This is a genomic window from Azohydromonas australica DSM 1124, from assembly GCF_000430725.1.
Classification (GTDB): Bacteria; Pseudomonadota; Gammaproteobacteria; order Burkholderiales; family Burkholderiaceae_C; genus Azohydromonas; species Azohydromonas australica.
Genome location: NZ_KE387215.1, coordinates 145956 through 162320, shown reverse-complemented (window position 1 = coordinate 162320; position 16365 = coordinate 145956). Strand labels below are relative to the sequence as shown.

The 16365-nt window shown below is 64.9% G+C and carries 19 protein-coding genes; 7 read left to right on the top strand and 12 right to left on the bottom strand.

Translation table 11 applies throughout. The features are described from left to right. The 11 genes from H537_RS50085 to H537_RS0136855 form a co-directional block, all read right to left on the bottom strand. A partial coding sequence (locus tag H537_RS50085) for a TraB/TrbI/VirB10 family type IV secretion system protein (protein ID WP_029001876.1) occupies positions 1-1196 on the bottom strand: 1196 nt, incomplete at its 3' end. After that, positions 1193-2029 carry a TrbG/VirB9 family P-type conjugative transfer protein gene (locus H537_RS47800; RefSeq protein WP_043461773.1) on the bottom strand — a complete coding sequence of 279 codons (837 nt, stop codon included), beginning with the start codon at positions 2027-2029 and terminating at the stop codon, positions 1193-1195. The genes H537_RS47800 and H537_RS50085, both read right to left, overlap by 4 nt. Beyond that, positions 2029-2739, bottom strand: a complete 711-nt coding sequence (locus tag H537_RS47795) for a VirB8 family type IV secretion system protein (RefSeq protein WP_051244504.1) — start codon at positions 2737-2739, stop codon at positions 2029-2031. The genes H537_RS47800 and H537_RS47795 overlap by 1 nt, the downstream gene beginning before the upstream one ends. Beyond that, positions 2736-3455 (bottom strand): TrbJ/VirB5 family protein, encoded by a 720-nt coding sequence (locus H537_RS47790; protein ID WP_051244502.1) that lies wholly within the window; start codon positions 3453-3455, stop codon positions 2736-2738. The genes H537_RS47795 and H537_RS47790 overlap by 4 nt, the downstream gene beginning before the upstream one ends. A gap of 20 nt (positions 3456-3475) precedes the next feature. Next, complete coding sequence (locus H537_RS0136890) at positions 3476-4489, bottom strand: TrbL/VirB6 family protein (RefSeq protein WP_029001875.1); 1014 nt, start codon at positions 4487-4489, stop codon at positions 3476-3478. Positions 4490-4501: 12 nt separating this feature from the next. After that, on the bottom strand, positions 4502-5119 hold the full coding sequence (locus tag H537_RS50080) for a hypothetical protein (RefSeq protein ID WP_156902178.1): 618 nt from the start codon (positions 5117-5119) through the stop codon (positions 4502-4504). 163 nt (positions 5120-5282) lie between these two features. Next, positions 5283-7742: a VirB4 family type IV secretion/conjugal transfer ATPase gene (locus H537_RS47780; protein WP_051244496.1), complete on the bottom strand. Its 2460-nt coding sequence runs from the start codon at positions 7740-7742 to the stop codon at positions 5283-5285. Next, positions 7726-8055, bottom strand: coding sequence for a VirB3 family type IV secretion system protein (locus tag H537_RS0136870; RefSeq protein WP_029001873.1), 330 nt, complete (start codon positions 8053-8055; stop codon positions 7726-7728). Before H537_RS0136870 ends, H537_RS47780 begins: the two co-directional genes overlap by 17 nt. Before the next feature lie 6 nt (positions 8056-8061). Further along, positions 8062-8373, bottom strand: a complete 312-nt coding sequence (locus H537_RS0136865) for a TrbC/VirB2 family protein (RefSeq protein WP_051244494.1) — start codon at positions 8371-8373, stop codon at positions 8062-8064. Further along, positions 8370-8858: a lytic transglycosylase domain-containing protein gene (locus H537_RS47775; protein ID WP_051244492.1), complete on the bottom strand. Its 489-nt coding sequence runs from the start codon at positions 8856-8858 to the stop codon at positions 8370-8372. Before H537_RS47775 ends, H537_RS0136865 begins: the two co-directional genes overlap by 4 nt. Before the next feature lies 1 nt (position 8859). Beyond that, positions 8860-9381: a hypothetical protein gene (locus H537_RS0136855; protein WP_156902177.1), complete on the bottom strand. Its 522-nt coding sequence runs from the start codon at positions 9379-9381 to the stop codon at positions 8860-8862. A gap of 244 nt (positions 9382-9625) precedes the next feature. Here H537_RS0136855 and H537_RS51905 point away from each other — a divergent pair, with 244 nt between their 5' ends. The 7 genes from H537_RS51905 to H537_RS0136825 all read left to right on the top strand — a co-directional run bounded on the left by H537_RS51905 (position 9626) and on the right by H537_RS0136825 (position 15334). Continuing rightward, a complete protein-coding gene (locus H537_RS51905) occupies positions 9626-10186 on the top strand; it encodes a helix-turn-helix domain-containing protein (RefSeq protein ID WP_084151229.1) in 561 nt (186 codons plus the stop codon). Positions 10187-10468: 282 nt separating this feature from the next. Beyond that, positions 10469-11533 (top strand): hypothetical protein, encoded by a 1065-nt coding sequence (locus H537_RS0136850; protein ID WP_156902176.1) that lies wholly within the window; start codon positions 10469-10471, stop codon positions 11531-11533. 20 nt (positions 11534-11553) lie between these two features. Continuing rightward, the gene (locus H537_RS51900) at positions 11554-11721 is read left to right on the top strand and encodes a ribbon-helix-helix domain-containing protein (protein ID WP_084151228.1); all 168 of its coding nucleotides are present in this window, start codon (positions 11554-11556) and stop codon (positions 11719-11721) included. A 2-nt stretch (positions 11722-11723) separates the two neighbouring features. Next, positions 11724-12539 carry a ParA family protein gene (locus tag H537_RS0136840; RefSeq protein ID WP_029001869.1) on the top strand — a complete coding sequence of 272 codons (816 nt, stop codon included), beginning with the start codon at positions 11724-11726 and terminating at the stop codon, positions 12537-12539. After that, entirely contained in the window at positions 12539-13519 is a 981-nt protein-coding gene (locus H537_RS0136835) for a ParB/RepB/Spo0J family partition protein (RefSeq protein WP_043461770.1), read from the top strand. Before H537_RS0136840 ends, H537_RS0136835 begins: the two co-directional genes overlap by 1 nt. Before the next feature lie 295 nt (positions 13520-13814). Beyond that, entirely contained in the window at positions 13815-14348 is a 534-nt protein-coding gene (locus H537_RS56645; RefSeq protein WP_029001867.1) for a hypothetical protein, read from the top strand. After that, positions 14345-15334: a relaxase/mobilization nuclease domain-containing protein gene (locus tag H537_RS0136825; protein WP_029001866.1), complete on the top strand. Its 990-nt coding sequence runs from the start codon at positions 14345-14347 to the stop codon at positions 15332-15334. The genes H537_RS56645 and H537_RS0136825 overlap by 4 nt, the downstream gene beginning before the upstream one ends. Positions 15335-15499: 165 nt before the next feature. Here H537_RS0136825 and H537_RS47765 read toward each other — a convergent pair whose 3' ends face one another. Next, on the bottom strand, positions 15500-16153 hold the full coding sequence (locus H537_RS47765; protein WP_051244488.1) for an AcrVA2 family anti-CRISPR protein: 654 nt from the start codon (positions 16151-16153) through the stop codon (positions 15500-15502). Positions 16154-16365: the final 212 nt, after the last annotated feature.

Below are 16365 nucleotides of genomic sequence, written 5' to 3'. Positions count from 1 at the left end.
TGCGCGGTGCCGCCCAGGACGATGTTGGTGTTGCCACCCCCGCCCGTGTCCTGCTTGTCTGCGATCACGACCTTGACCGCATCGTCAATGAGGGCCAGGAGCAACGCCGCGGTGATGCGCTCGCCCCAGCGGTTATTCACGTGCCCAGAGATGCCCGAGGCGCCGAGCTGACCGACCGCATTCCAGCGCAGCGGCACCGTAATGCCGTAGGGCGTGCGCAGCCGCGTCCACTGCGCCGCGATGGCGCGCGTACCGGGACGCACGTTCGTGACGCTGTATTCGCCGGTCAGGATCGTCCCCTTCTCGGCCAGCACCACCTTCTGATCGGCGCCGCGCACGTCCTGCTGCGTGACGCACTTGATCCGGCCCGCCACGCTGGACACCACCTCCACTGCCAGCGTGCAGGCGAAGCCGTCGCCCTCGGCCAGCGTGAGGCTCATGTCCGCGATCTGCCCGGCCACCAGCGGCGCACGCTCGGTGGGTGTTTCGTCTTGAGGCTGCTGTTGTTGCTGAGGCATCCGGGGCAGCGCCGGCATGCCGGCCTGCGGCCCCATGGGCATGGCTGTGCGCAAGAATCCACCGGCTGGCGCTGCCTGGCCACTCATGCGCTGCTGCGCCTGCTGTTGCTGGCGCAGGTTTGAAAGCACGCTTTCCAAGTGCTGGCGCTGCTGGCGAATGCTGTCCATGTCGGTGCCTGGCACAGGTTCGCTCTGGCCGGCGTAGGTGGCGGCCGGTGCGCCGCGTCCCTTGCTCGGCGCCAGTAGCATCGGCGCGTCGCGGGGGTCCAGCTTGCGCTGCGCCGGCGCACCGCTGCCTGTACGCTGCCCATTGCCCACCACGCGGATCGCATCGTTGGCGTTCGGGTCCACATCGGGCACCTCGTGCTTCTTGCGATCAGGAGGCGGGGTGCTGGCCGGCGTGGCGGCCGGCGGCGGCACCTCGCTCTTGAACTTGCGCGCCTGGCCAGCGGCAGCAGCCGACTTCACCGCCTCCTGCTCTCGCTTGATTTCCTCCTGCTGGTCGAGGTACTGCTGCAGCTTCCAAAAGCCAGCGCCAGCCGCGCCGAGGAAAACGAGCAAACCGACCCCTGCCAGGGCCGCTGCGCGCTTGTTCACGCGCAGGTTGTTCTGCTGCGCAACGTTGGGGATGCCCACAGGGCCCGGCGGCGTGCCCTGCGTGGTCGTGGTGTTGCTCAAGGCTGGGCCTCCATCTGTCCGGTCCTGGGATTGCGCGTGAGGCGCTGCACGCCATCGGCCACGGTGCCGGCCTCGGGGCCGCGCCCATCGAGGTCGAAGGCATCGTTGAAGATCTCCACTACCGCACTGCCCTGGCGTAGCACCAGGCGGCGGGCAACCAGCGGCACCACGAGCACGTTGCGGCGCGAGTCCATGCGCGTGGTCACCATCTGCTCGGTGCCATCGGCCAGACGCTGGAACACTGCCGGCACCGGCCGGTTGCCGGGGTACTCCAAGAACGTGCTGCGGGCGTCGTCGTAGACGGCGCGGGGCACGATGTCGTCGCTGCCCTTCCCGGTGGCCAGGCTGTACGCCACGTTGCGCACCTGGGGCGGCGCTTCCAGCCGCTGGGCCAACACTTCCTCGGGCTTGGGCATCATCGCCATGGCCGCGGCCACCTGCTGCGCGCGCGGGTCCACGGGCGGGGCCGGCGTGCGCAGGATCACGCGGCGTGCGGCGGTCTTGGCCACATCGAACTGCAGGCTGATGCTGCGCTTGTTCGTCACCAGCTCCATCGTGTTGCTCGGGCCTGATCCCTGGCGCGGCTTGGCGAAGAGGTGCGAGCCACCTTCCTGCCATTCGATACACCACGGGTGCTCCGGGTTGGCGCAGTCAGCGCCGATGCCCACCGCGGCGGTGCTGATGGTTTCTCCGGGCTCCAGTTCGATGTGGGTGGCGACGCCGCGTGTCACGGGCACGTGGATGACGCGGATGCGGTCGTAGTCGACTTCCGCGATGGGCGCGGCGCTGGCGCTGGCGTGCAGTGCCAGCAGGGCCAGGGTCAGGCGGGTCATCACGGCGCCACCCCCTGCGTGTCGCCCACCGGATCGGAGCGATAGGCGGTGATGACGCAGCCGTAGGGGTTCTCGGCGCGGTCCTCCTCCTTTTGCAACATCTTCGGGTGGTAGTCGTAGGTGAGCGTCGCCACGTGCCGCGTGGTGGTGTCGGGCTGCGACTTGTCGTGGTAGGTACTGGTCTTGTCGTAGGTGACGACCATGCCCTTGCCGCCGCCCACGGCCGCGCCGGTGAGCCGCCGGCTCACGATGGTGATGACGTGCTCCTGGCCCTTGCCCCATGCCTGCTGCCGGCCCTTGCCGATCTGCGGGTAGTAGAGCGCCTGGAACGGTGCGAACACCTCGGGCGAGGCCAACCGGGCCACGGCGTCGTAGTCGCGCTTGAGGAAGGCCCAGGAGTAGCCCTCGCGTGCGCGCACGAAGTCGCCCGCGCATTTCTTGTCCAGCGCATCGAGCGCTGGGACGGTGTCTTCGCGTAGCGGCTGGCCGACCGTGGTTTCGCCGGTGATGCGGTCGGTGACGATGGGCACGAACACCACCTGCTTCATCTGGCTCAGCGCCACCATGCCGGCCACGGCCAGTGCAGCGATGCCCAGGCTCGCGGCGCTCACGCGCTTGTGGTTGCGGTTGGAGTTCTCTAGTTGCTCCCAGCGGTCTACCTCCCAGGAGGCGTCGGATCGGCCGCTCATCAGCTCGGTGAGGTTCTTCACGGTGCGGCTCCTCCGAGGAAGGCGCGCGCGTCGAGCGGCCGGGTCATCATCTCGGCGGTGCGCTCCATGCGTCGCGCTTCCTCGCGGCGGCGCTCGTTCTCCATGTCCTGCGCCAGCAGTTGCGCGCGCGTGGCTTCGTGCTGCAGCAGCGCCTGCTCGCCCTGGATGCGGGCGCCGATCTCGAGCTTGGCGGCCTGATCGTTGGTGCCGTTGATGGCGGTGATGAGCCCGTTGATCTGGCCGATGCGCTGCGAAGCACTGCCGATGGCCTGCCGCAGCAGGGCCTTGTTCTGGTAAGGCTGCGCCAGCGTGGACTGGCACTGCGTCTGCAGCGCGCCGCCGAGCCCCTGGCAGTTCCACACCATGTCCGCGTCGCGCAGCGCACGGGCCGGCGCCGTGAGGCCGCCGTAGCCGTTGATCACCACGCCGTCGAGCTGCATGGGCGCGTCCAGTGCCACGTAGTTGTTCAGGGCCGGGTTGCGCAGCAGCATCCCCAGCCCGCGGCTGCCGCTCATGCTCTCCAGCGTGGCCTTGGCCTGCGCGATCTGCTGATACTGGTTCTGGATCTGCAGGTACTGCTGCTCGATCTGGGTGAGCATGTGGATCGTTTGCTGCACGGCTTCAATGACAGCGGCAATGTCTATGACGGGAATGCCGGCATGAGCTGCGCTGCCCGAGGCGGCGAGCACACCAGCTGCGACGAGCTTCTTCAGCATGTTCTTCTCCTTGTTGCGACTCAGGGGCGGCCAGCAGCGGCGAGGCGCTGGAAGGCCCACTGCACGCCCGTTGTGCGGCCAACGGCCGAGCCGGCGCGGTAGGCCCAGCCATGGTTTTTACCCATGCTGTTGCCGCCGGGCGCCGGGCTGCTAGGGCTGCCGCCGCGACCCTTGCGCATCAAGTGGTAGATCTGCGAGGCCATCTGCACTCCCATTTGCGCTGCGGCACCGCCGGTGAGCCCGTGCACAAAGCCGGGGGCTGACCACAGCAGCACCGCAAACACGAGGCACAGCACGAGGTAGGAGATGGATTGCGTGAGTACGTTGATCTGCCCGACGTTCGACATGATGGTGTCCACCATCTTCATTTGCATCGTCAGGCTGAATCCCAGCAGGAAGAACGCCAGCCACGTCAGTACCGCCAGCCCAAACAGCGTGCCCACCCAGTTCACGAACCACTGTCGGGTCTGCTCGAACAGCAAGAACATGATGAAGATGGGACCAATGGCGAGGATGAACGAGCCGAATCCCTTGGTCATCACCACAATCAGCATGGCTGCCAGCAGGAAGAAGATGTTGCCGAACGAGAAGAACAGCACGGCGACCATCGACACGATGACCTGCAGAGAAAAAACGCCTTCGGTGAGAATCTGCAGCGTCAGATCACCAGCCCGGTCGTTGAACTTCTGGATGGCGGCCCACACGTTGTACGTATCGGCCAGCTCCGAGCCGGCGGGCGCAAATACCTTCACTACGTCCAGCACCAGCGCGTTGTAAACGTCGATCACGAACTCGTGATAGACGCCACCCACAGTGGCGAAGGCAACGATCACGGACGCAGTGATGATGTTCTCGCTGAACTCCATTACCGGCTCACACACCTTGCCGGTGAGCACCTTGTAGCCGTAGAGCAGCACGCGGATGGTGAGCCACGCTATGGCGACGGGCACGAGGTAGGCGAACAACCGGGCCACGACGGCGCCGACGTAGGTGAACAGCGTGGTGTCGAATTCCTGACCGATCCACACGAACATGGCGGGCTCCTTTCAGTCTTGCTCAGGCATCTGGGGCGCTGGCGCGTAGTAGTCAACGCAGCCGGCGATGCTTTCGCGGCGCGGGCACTTCAACCACTGGCCTCCGTGCTTGATCACCCACGCGCGCTGGCGCCGGTCAAAACCGGGCTTGTAGGCACGGCAACCCTCTGAAATCCACGGCCAGCCGCACTCCTTCAATCCCGTCTCGCTGTCGATGACGTAGGTGGGCGAAGGATTGCCGGCCCAAAAGCTCGGACGCGTGGGCGCCTTCCGCAAGGTCTTCGGGCCGGGCGGTTCCTCCACGATGCGCTTGCCGCCGGGCAGCACGCGCACGGCCTCGTTCTTCAACTGCGGCGGGGCTTGCTGCGTCTGCTGCACCTGCGTGGCCTGTGCCAGTTGCTGGTACTGCTGTGCCACCAGTAAGTGCTGCTTGACCAGCTGCTGTAGCTGCTCAGTGTTGGGCCATTGGAGGCTGGGTCCGCCCGTGACAGGGATGCCGGCATGGGCCGCCGCTGCGGCGGCGCAAAGGATCAGTGGGAGCAGATGCTTCATGGTCAATATGCCTTCAGCAAAAGGAAGTGGCCTCGGGGCGGATTGCGTACAGGGCGATGGCGAGAGCGAGAAGCCCAACGACCATCCAGGCGCCGTATCGGGACAGGAGCAAGGGCCTGTCTGGGATGGAGTCCGGCAGTAGCAAGGCCCATAGGAATTTGCAAACCCCCATCCAGAAAACCGCGATGGAAAAGAGCCCGCCAATGGGTCCCAAGAACAGCAGAGCCAGATCAGCATCCATTCAGTTCGCCTCCTGGGCTGTGGGTTGGCCGGCGCGCGTGCGCGCATCGCGCTCGCGTACCCGCTGCACCAGCACGGGCCACCACACTTCGGGGTCATCGCCCACTTCAGCGCGGATGGCGTCGAGCAACAACACGTTCTTGGTGGTGCTGGACAGCGCGATCAGGTGCTCGGGGATCTCGGACAGGTCGAAGTCGCACACCACGGACTGCCCGTTTTGCTTGAACAGGAACTTCCGGCCGCCGCGATGCGCCAGCGTGCGGACCACGCGCAGCTCGGCCGGAGTCAACTGCAGCGTCTGCAGGTACGCCTCGTCGCGGGTTAGGTCGTCGTGGAAACACACCAGCGTTGCGGCCTGCGACACCAGCGTGCCGCCGATGGCGTCCGCGTCCTCACCGGAGTCGACAAGGTCGTTGGGCTCCTGGGTATCCATCACGAGACAACCGCCGGTCTTGCCGATGGTCTTGGCCTTGTCGTGCAGGAACTGCGCAAGCTGCTTGTCCTGTACCGCGCGCCAGGTCTCGGCCACTACCTGGATGAACGGTGAGCCATCGACAAACCGCTCGCCGTACTCCAGCAGCGCCATCACCAGCGGCGTACGGACCTCGGGCAACTTTAGGAACTCGGTGTAGTCGTAGCCGGCAACGGTCAGTGTGTTGGGCAGCCTATCGTCGGCCGCGTCGAAGCACCAGCCTAGCGCGCCGCCGCGAATCCAGCGGCCCAGGCGGGCGCGCATGCTGTTGCCGGCGCCGTGTGGGCCTCCCACCGGCAGCAGCTCGTACACGCTGGTAAGGTGACGCAATTCCCAATTGGCTCCCAGCACCGTGTCCACGGCCATCTCCAGCGCCGCGACCTCGGCCGGCTGTAGCGGCAGGTTCGGGTCGCTGATCAACGTCCTGATCCACTGCACGAGGAACGAGCGCAGCTTGGGCGTCACCGGCCATTGCATCGGATTGATGCCGCTGGGCGTGTTGGGCAGCAGCTGCAGGTAGGTACCGCCCATAAGCCGCACCGCGATCTCCAAGCCCCGATCTTTATCGAACACGAGGATGCGCGGCGGAAGCGGCAGCCGGCGCGAGAGGATTAGCATGGCCGCCTCCCACGCCGTCTTGCCGCTGCGGGTGCGGCCGGTGATGACGGTGTTTCCGGGCAGCGGCTGGCCAAAGCTGTCCTCGTTCAACGGAGAGGCCTGGAACGAGATGTGGATCACGCTGCCGGAGGGCGAGCGCACGTTCATGATCGGCGGCCCCCAGACGTTGCCGCTGGGCTTGCCGCGGTAGAAGCCGTGGCCCGAGGTGAGCGCGCCGAATGCGCGGGAGGAAATCCAGGCCTCGCGTGTGCGGCGCTTGAGGTTGCCCGGGGCCTGCGCCAGCCACGCACTGTCAGCCAGCATGTCGTCGCGCACCATCCGAATCCCGGTGGTTTCCATGACGGTGCCGACCGCGCGTTCGCCGGCACGCTTGGCCTCGTCCAGCGTGGCTGCCAGGACCGAGACGGTGAGGAAATGCTCGCCCCAACCCATCGTGCCGGCGCCCACCTGGTCGATGGCCTCGCGCAGCGCATCGATCTGCGACTGCACTTTGTCGCCCGACGCCTCCAACTGGCGCAGCTGGAGCTCCATCGTTTTCATCGCCGCGCGTCTGGCTTGCGGCCTGAAGGACTGGGACTCGATGTACTCCAGCGACTCGTACAGCAGCCCGGTCAGAAAACCTGGCTCTACCTCGTCGGCGTACTCCTGCACCGCGAGCACGGCTGCATAGCGGGTGTTGGCGATACCGGCGAGCTCCACCGTGCCGTCATTTGCCGACAACCTCACTGCGGGTAGCCGACGATGTAGCGGGCCACGGCCGGCAAGAACTGGCATCCACTTTCCATTGACCAGCAGCGAGGCAATCTCGGCCGGGCGCGAGAACTCGCGGCCATCGCGCCGTTCATTGCCCAGCAACCTCGGGGAGAAGTCGTGGAGCATGCGCAGCGTGCTTGCCGTGCGCTCCTGCATCACCTGCAGGGCGTCGCGCTGGTCTCGTTCGATCTGCGCGCGGCTGCGGTGCGTGCTCGTGGCGCGCGGCTGGTAAACGATGGCGATGAAGATGCGGTTGTTCAGAAACGGGCGCTTGCTCAACAACCCCGTGACATCCTGGTCCAGCACCTGCGCATAACCGCCGCCGCGCACGGGCGGCAGGTACACGTCCTCGTAAAACTGCGTGCGCCAGTGATAAACGGCGAAGTCCTCGCTGAACGTCGCCAGCCACGCGCACAACGCCATGTGCAGCGCCAGGATCTGCTCGGCGCTGGCGGTTTCAAACGGCACCGCCTCCAGTTCAAAAAATCGCACAAACCCGCCGCCGCGCGTGGCCAGGTCGTGCTCCGTCAGGAAACTGGAGTACGGCAGCATCGCGGACAGTGGCACCTCGCGCTCGGCGGCGTCCCACCGCTGCTTCAGGTCACCGAATCCAAGCATCGTCGCGCCCTCGATACACGGTGGCCGAATAGCTGCGGCAGCCCCACTTGCCGCTATTGCGGTGCAGGAATTTCAGGCGCAGGGCCTTCATCAGCCGCATGAGCGCTTGGTCATCCGTGTAGGTGATGGCTCGCATGAGCATCAGCAGCGCGATGGTCACGAGCCCAAGAGACACGGCCACCTTCCAGCCCAGCGCCCAGCCGCCCCAGAAGGTGAACACCACGCCCATGCCACCCACGGGCATGGCGGCCTTCAGCGGCATGCCGAACAGCATTGGCGGGCGGGTGGCGCCCTTATAGATGCGTTCGAACATGGATGATTAGCCGAGGAAGAAGGCCGCGAAGATGGCCGCGCCGCCGATGAGCAGGCCGCCCCACAGCAGGTTGCTCAACGACCGGAAGTCGGCCCCCTGGAACAAAACGCGAAAGCCGGCCCACACAACGGCGCCGGTCATTACGGCCAGTCCGGCACCTATAAGCCAAGCGGCAATGGCGTTGGCTTTACCAGCGATGTCGGGCAGGCCGGCGTGCGCGGCCATCGGCAGCGAAGCTAGTGCCACGGCGGCCAGAAAGGCCGAGAGAGCGTCACGGTGCTGGCAGGCACGATGGATGAGTTTGAGACGGCGGGTCATCGGGAATGCTCCTTGGAAGCAAGTGCGTGGATGGGAGCGGGAACATTCACAACGCGGCTCACGTATCCGCTTGCGAAGCCCGCCTGGTGGTTGCCGCTGTTGAAGCAGCTGAGCGCCTGCCTCAGCGCGGCTTGGGGATCAGGAGATGGCGCACGCCGGAAGCAATCCAGTAGTACGGTTTGGCACGCGCGCAGGTTTTCGGCCGGGTCGAACACGCTGACCTCATCCAGGCCGAGCTTGTGGAAGTTGCGCACGTTGATTTGGCAAAGGCCGGCGTCGAAGTCATAGCCCTGTGCGCGCAGCGCGCGGGCGGTGTTGATTGCCTGTGCCAGGGAGCGCGGCTGGTGCTCCAAGCTGGCGCCGTTTACGCCGATGGCCAGGGGCTGGCGTCCGGACTCGTGCTCAACGATGCGAGCGACCGTGTTTGGATGGATGACCGGTGCATGCAGCATGGCCAGAGCCAGCAGTGCTTCGACGGTCAGCATTTCAGTGCCCGCCGCTATCCATGCAGGTAAGCGGCGGCGGCTCGGTCGGCTGCAGCGCCAACCAGGCGGCGTAGTCGGTGTCGAACTGCAAGTTGACGTGCTCGCCGTAGAGCAGCCGTGCCGGCTCGCTGTATTGCGTCACTGCCTGAGAGCCGTCCACCGTGTTCGTCCAGATGCGCAACCAGGACGGCATGCCTTGAAAAGCAACGTCGATCGCCATGTTCTTCGTGCAGCCCACCATCACGTGCCGGCCGCAGGCGTCCAGCTCATAGAGCCCGTACTGCGGCGGACACTCAGCGGTGCTGGCCGGGGCCAGCGTCACGCCCGGGGCGTCGTTGCAGGTGGGCCAGCACCGGCCCCTGGCCATACAGCGCAACGCCTCGCGCACGTCGGCCTGGCATTCCTGAATTTGCTGCCAATTGCCTGTCAAACACAGGAGCACCTTGCAGCCGTTAAACGCCAGCGCCGCTTGTGGTGCAAACGCTGCATTGGCAACCAATGCAGTTGCAGCCAGATGTTTCATCAGGAGGGCACACATAGGAATTGGAGTAACGCATACCGCACTCCTTGGCAACAATCATCCGATCTGTACGCTTATCGCTACATTAACTGTCTTTAGGCACGAAATTGGCAATTCCGTGAACTTTGCACTTGTAATTGTCTGTATACGTTACGCTAATGGAATTCTTTTCAGACAGCTGTCTGTTGTGCCTCAAATGCGCGCCTGACGAAAACGTTTATCGAAAGATGGCGTCAGAAGGACAAAAATGAGCCTTGCCCGGTCAGATCGTCATGAGCGCAGCCCGCAAAATCGCGCGGCACTACACAACATGCTTATGGCGACTAAGTTGCTCGTTGAACTATCAGAGGAAGACAAGAGCTTGATTCCGACCTGTGTTGTCAGGCTCATGGAACGGCACGGCGTACCTAAGAAGAAGCGCGCCAGCCTGCTTGCCGAAACACTGGGACTGAGCCGAGTGAACGGCTACCGTCGGTTGAGTGGCGCTTACCAAATGCCGATGGATGAGGTCGCAGTCATCGCGAAACGCTTTGGCGAACCACTGAACAAAGTTCTGGCACCGGTCCTAACGGTCGGCATGGAACCAGCGCTGATGCAAGTGTCGGAGATGCGCATCCCATGCCTAGTGGAGCTCGGTCCACCTGCTGGCCCACCGTTCTCTTGCGATTTCGTCGCGCTCGGTGCACCTGGCAACTGGGTCATCGTGCCGGCGACAGGTATCCCGATACAAGCGCGCGAGGTGCAGCGACTGCTGATCACATGTGAGAGCAAGTCAAGCAGTACAGGCGGTTCTATGTCTGAAGAGTGATGCCGAGCGGCGTTAGTAGTCGCTGAGGCACCCAAAAGGGCGTCACAATGCGCCCCTTGAATCTGGCCCAAGTTCGGCCCGCAACCAACTAACCAAGGAAAGGATGGGATCGACGTAGATCAGTAGATCCGTGGCCCACAACGCAAAAAGCCCAGTGGGGACTGGGCTCTTTACGTGATGTGTGACCCCCAGAAGGCAGACCACGCGTCAGTGATGTGAAGCGAAGTATGCCGGCAAATAGGGGTTCGCGCAACGCGTGGGCGCACTCGTCCCTAAAAACCCATGCATACGCAATCCGCAGCGATGGCGGGCGTCAGCCTGCCCGACCTGTTGCGCGTCCTTCCGGGCAAGATCCTGGCTGCCCAAAGCCGCCTTGACGCGCACTACCTGCACGGCGAGCTGAGTTCCCTGAAGCGGCGCGCGTACCGCGTGCTGCGTGAGCACCTTGGCAAGGTGGATCTCCACCGGCTCGGTTCTGGCGCTTGCTTCGAGCTCAAGAGCGACGAGCTGGAGCTAGCGCTTAGATACAGCGAGCGCACGGTGTCCTATGCGCACAGCGACCTCGTTGCTGTGGGTCTGATCGAGCGGCCAGCGCCTGTGTTGCGCGGCCGGCGTACCCCCGTTTGGCACACCTACCTGACGCCCAAGGCCCGCGCCCTCCTCTTCGGGGACCAGGCGCAAAAAGTTGCGCCGCCACTGGATAAAGAACAAACCCTTTCAGGGGGCCAAGAGGCTATGCCCCGGGCCGATGAGGAAGAACACCCAACCCCTGAACAGCCCATCGCCACCACTACGGCGGAAGGCAAGCGATTCCAGGTTCGCAAGGATCTAGCCCCGCTGCTGCAGGTGCTGGTGCCGGCCCAGATCAAGAAGGTTCTGGGTGTGGCCAGGCGCGCGAATGTCTGGGTGCAGCACATCATGGCGCACCGCCTGCCGGCGATCCTGCGCGCCCGCGACCCCGAGGGTTACCTTGTCTACCTGATCCACAGCGGCGAGAACTGGACGCGGCCTGTGGTGCCATCGGCGGCCTTGGCAGGCGGTGGTGGGACTGCCGCGGCACCCGCGCCGGAACATGCGCGCGTGGAGGCGCCACAGGCCGACGTGCCGGGGTTCCTGGCGGCCCATGCCGGGCAGTGGTTGGCGAAAATCGGCGGCGCCGTGCTGGTAGAGGTCCATGCCGGCGGATGCGTCGAGCACCGGCGCACCTACTGTGAGTGGCTGCATGGTGATGTGCCGCCGGATGCCCTGCCCCGCATCGTTGAGGCGGCCCAGGCTGGCCGGTTGCGATTCTTGGAAGTGGTCGAGGCGGCGGCGATCCTGGCCAAGCGGCAGTTCGCACATACGTAAACTATGCGTATGATGCGCGCATGAAGAGAATCAACATGCTGCTGCCCGACCAACAGCGCGCTGCGCTGGAAGATCTGGCCGCAAGAACTGAATTGTCCCTCTCTGAGCACATCCGGCGCGCGCTCGATGAGTACCTCAAGCGTCACAAGCAAACCGGCAAACCGGCTGCTACGGAGAAGGCCCGGTGACCATGCGAACCCTCACTCTCACCAACCAGAAGGGCGGCGTCGGCAAGTCGGCCGCGGCGACCATGTTGGCCCACTACCTGCGCAGCCTCGGGCACCGCGTGCTGTGCCTGGATTTCGACCATCAGGGCAACTTCACTGAGCCGCTCACGAAATCCGGCAAATGCATGGTGTCTAGCGTCACTGCTGACAAGCTGATGACGGACCCCGAAGCTACCGTGGAAGACGCACCGATGGTGCTGGTGCCCCAGGACAAGCTCCCGCTGCAGGCTCTGGAACGATCCCCGGATCGCTACAACGAGTTCGCCAAGAACCTGCGCGGATTTCTGGCCCGCCATGGCGATCGTTTTGACTTCGCCATCATTGACACCAACCCGGCGCCGGACATTCGGATGCTCGCGGCACTGGTGGCCAGCGACTTCGCGCTGGCGCCGATCACGCTGACTCAGGAAGCCATCGACGGGCTGGCCGACCTCTACAACCACCCCCGCGTGGGAATCTTCATGTTGCAGCAGCGTGGCTACAACCGTCGCCTGCGGTTCCTGGGCATGCTGCCCATGCTGGTTAAGAAGACGACCTTCCAGCTTTCCGTGCTGGAACTGCTTATGAGCACGCCGGCCTACCGGCAGCACCTGCTGACGATGGTGGACGATCCCAAGACCGGGAACGACTTCGCTCGCATCCGCGAGGCGGATGTCATCAGGGAATATCAGGCGGCGGGGCAGTTTTTGGGATCGGGGCGCAAGACCGCCGCTCGCGAAGCTTGGTCCGAAGTCAAGCCGGTGCTGCACCGGATCGCAACGTTGATGGGAGCTGCGTGATGGCTGCATTGCCGAACTTCAAACTGCCCGATCTGCTCGACGTCAGCCAGTTCGATGACCAGCCGCGCAGCGAGGAAGCGCCACGCATGGCGCTGGAGCTCATCGACGAAGACCCGAACCAGCCGCGGACGGAGTTCAACGAGGAAACGCTGCAGGAGCTGGCAGACAGCATCAAGGTCAGCGGCGGCGTTAAGTCACCAGTGTCCCTGCGCCCTCACCCAACCGAGCCCGGCCGGTACATGCTGAACTTCGGTGCGCGCCGGCTGCGCGCCTCACGCTTGCTGGGCCTGCCCGACATCCCGTACTTCATCGACCGCACAGCCGACTCGTTTGACCAAGTCATTGAGAACGAGCAGCGCGACGGGCTGAAGCCTCTGGAGCTCGCGCTGTTCATCAAGGCGCGGCTGGCCGAGGGCATGGAGCAGCAGGAGATAGCGCGGCGCTTGGGAAAGAGTAAGGGCTTCATTTCCAAGACCGCAGCACTCATCGAAGCACCGGACATCGTTGTGCATGCCTTGCGCACCGGTAAGCTAGCCGGGGTCAACGAGGCGTATGAACTGCGTCGGCTGTACGCAGATCATCCACAGGCGGTGGAGTCGTGGGTGGCCGCTCAACCGGAGATTCCACGCGCGGCCATCGCTGCACTGCGCGAGCAGCTTGAGGTGCCAGCGGTGCGGCCTGACTTGGCCCCTGTAATCGAAACCCCTGCACCTGCACCTGCACCTGCACCTGCACAGGTCAAAACCCCGGACACCAAGACGCCGGCCAAACCAGCCTCATCCTCGGCTGCTGTTCAAGCAGCGAACCCAGCGCCGGTCATGCCGGTGGTAATGGCCGAATACAAGGGACAGCCACTGGCGCTGGACACGGCTACCGTGCCGCCTGCGCCGGGCCACTTCTACGGGCGCCGGCCAGGAAGCACGCGCCGGCTGATGGTGGCTGCGGCCGACCTCCGGTTGGTGGGTTTCGCGAGCGATTGATCCGGAACAAGAGCCAGTTTCTCAGAGAAACTGGTTTTTTTGTGGCACAAATGAGTTCACTGTGCCTACCGGGCTTCTCAGTTTTTCTAATGTTTTCTATCTTTGGAGTCCCATGCAAACCCTGCGATCTCCCAACGGCCTGACAGTGACCGATCTGAAGCAGATGCTGGCCGACTGCGACACGGATAGCAGGGGGTGGCTGACCATCCTGGCGAGAAGGGGTACGGGCCCCATCTGTCGCTGGCCGGCATGCGTGCATCTGCGAGCGGTGAGTTGGACGACAAGGTGACACACGATGCCTGAAGCGAAGTCCCGGCAGACGCTGAACGTGGACTTGGGCGAGCTCAAGCCGCTGGTGGAGGCAGCTGCGAAGAATCAGGGGAAACGGCCAGGAGGGTGGGTGCGCGATGCGGTGGTGCTGGCGCTGCAAGAGCAGCAGGCGCTGCCAGCGCAAGTGGCGCGGGTGGCGGCGAACCGGGAGCCTGGGGCGGCAGTGGTGCATTTCAGCGCGCGGCTAACGGCGGTGGAAAGCAAGGCGCTGCGTGCAGCGGCGGGGGCAGAGGGGCTGTCGCAGGCCGAGTACGTCGCGCGCATGGCGCAGGGCACGCTGGTGCCGCAGCGACATCAGGTGGTGGCCGAGCTGGGTGTGCTCAACGCGGGACTGCAGGCCATCGGGCAGGATTTGAAGGGTATGGCGGCGCGGGCGGCTGACCCGGCAGTGCAGAAGCTATTGCAGAGCACGGCGCGGCTGGTGCGAGCGCAGATGCGGCAGGTGGCGCAGTCGCTGGGCGAAGTGTCGGCGACACGGCGACGCGGAGGCGGCGGGTGAAGCGCAGCCAAGTCGACGCTCTGTTGGTGCAGCACGGAGCCGATCTGTTCTGGCCGAGGGCCGTCATGGGGAAGATGGACAACGCCGGCAAGCTGCCGCTGCCCGAGGGACGTGGCGGCGGCGATATCACAGCAGCGGCGGTGCGTCAGCGCATCCAGCTCGTCGTTTCCAAGGCCCCGGTGGTGATGGTGAAACTCACCGGCTCGTCGCGCAGCATGGGTGCTGTGCGTGGCCACCTGCGTTATCTCACCGAGCGCGGAGAGATGCTGCGCGACGACGACGGACGGGAGTACTGCACACCGGCTGAGGTGAAGGATTTTGGGGATCAGTTCAGGTATGCCGGGCCGCCGATTCCTACTGAGGACGGCCCGCGCCAAGCGTTTCACTTGGCCATCGGCATGCCGGCCGGCACGGACCCGCACCGGATGACAGAAGCAGTGGAAGCGTTTGCGCGGCGCGAGTTCGAAGGGCACAGGTGGGCCTGGGCCTTCCATAGCCACCAGAGCCAGCCACACGCTCACTTGATTGTGAGGGCACTGGGCTGGCGTGCACAGCGGCTGGATCCGCGCAAGACGGACCTGCACCGTTGGCGCGAGTCGTTTGCGCAGGAGCTGCGTGCGCGGGGCATCCAGGCCGATGCATCGTCGCGGCTCGTGCGCGGCTCGCTGCGTCAGACCGAGCCGGCGTGGGTGGTGCGTGCGCGCAATACCGGCACGCTGCGCCAGGAAGCGGCGCTTAAGGGTCGCGTCACCACGCGCGAGCAGACCATGCGGCAAGTCATCACGGCTTGGGCACACCTGCACGCGGCGCTGGCAGAGTCGCCGGATGCGGCCGATTGGGCGCTGGCGGTTGAAGTCAAGGACTTCGTGAAGTCCACGCCGATGTTGGGGCACGTGGTTGGGCTGGAGGTGGAGCGGCAGCAGGAGCAGCAGCGCCAGCCCGTAGCACAGCCGAACATGCATCAGGAACCCGGTCCCGGGTGGTGACGATTGCCGCTGTATTGCGGCGCAGCGGCTGGCGCTGCCGCTCTATTGAACGCAGCGCACAGTGGCAGGCAGTTCTTCCTGGCTTTCGAGGTTGACCGCGATGGGCGTTAACCAGCGCAGGTGAAAGCACCGTTGCCCTTCCAGCGTTCTGGACCAGAGGCCGTGTCAGTGTGCACGCCGTATATGGGCGCTGGAGCCGGGATGAGTACCGTCGCCAGGATTGCGCGGTTGCTCAGCTTGGAACAGGCGCAGGCCCCACTTCGCCTTTTTAGGTTGCGGGTTGCTTGGACGGTTGGTGGCATCGCTGGTCTCGGCAGCTTGGCTGCATAGGTACAGCAGCAGCAACACCAGCGGTTCGATCACAGCCCGGATTCCAGCACCGGCCGCGGCCGGTGCCGATTGCGCCGCATCGGTGCCGGTAGAGGCAAGCACGCGGGCGATGGATTCAGCCAGCGGCCAAGGCCCAAGCGGCAGCGCGAAGGGGTCCAGCGCATCCTCGGCATCGAGCAGCAGCCGCAACTGGGCCGCTCCAGTGTCGAGGGTGGCGTCCAGATGAGCGAAGAAGCCGTGCAGCGGATCGCCCGCGTACAGCAATCCTGGCGTTTCAACGTACACGGCCCGTTCGGGCAGCCGGAACAGGATTTCGTGGGGTAGGGCACCCGTCACCAGCGTATCTGCAATGGCCTCGAACACGTCCGGGTCGAACTGATAGCCCCCCTGGGTCATCCTCCACGCTGACAGTGCTGCCAGCCGGTACAAGTCGAGCGTTTGGTGCTCGGGCAAACCCACGTCGCACCCATCGCTCACGACGGGGTACATGGCCGGTAGGGGCAGAAAGCACCAGTCCGGCCAGGAGGGCAGGGCGCAACCCTTGTCGGCGCGGAGCCCGTCGCACCCGGTCCAGGCGTGGGGGTAGCGGCGGCCAATGGCGGTCAGGATCTCGCGCGGGCGGCAGGTGCGGGGTCGATGACAGAAGAAGGCATGACGTCATGTTGCCCGGAGGTACACGAAAGGCCGCTGGCTGTGTTCAA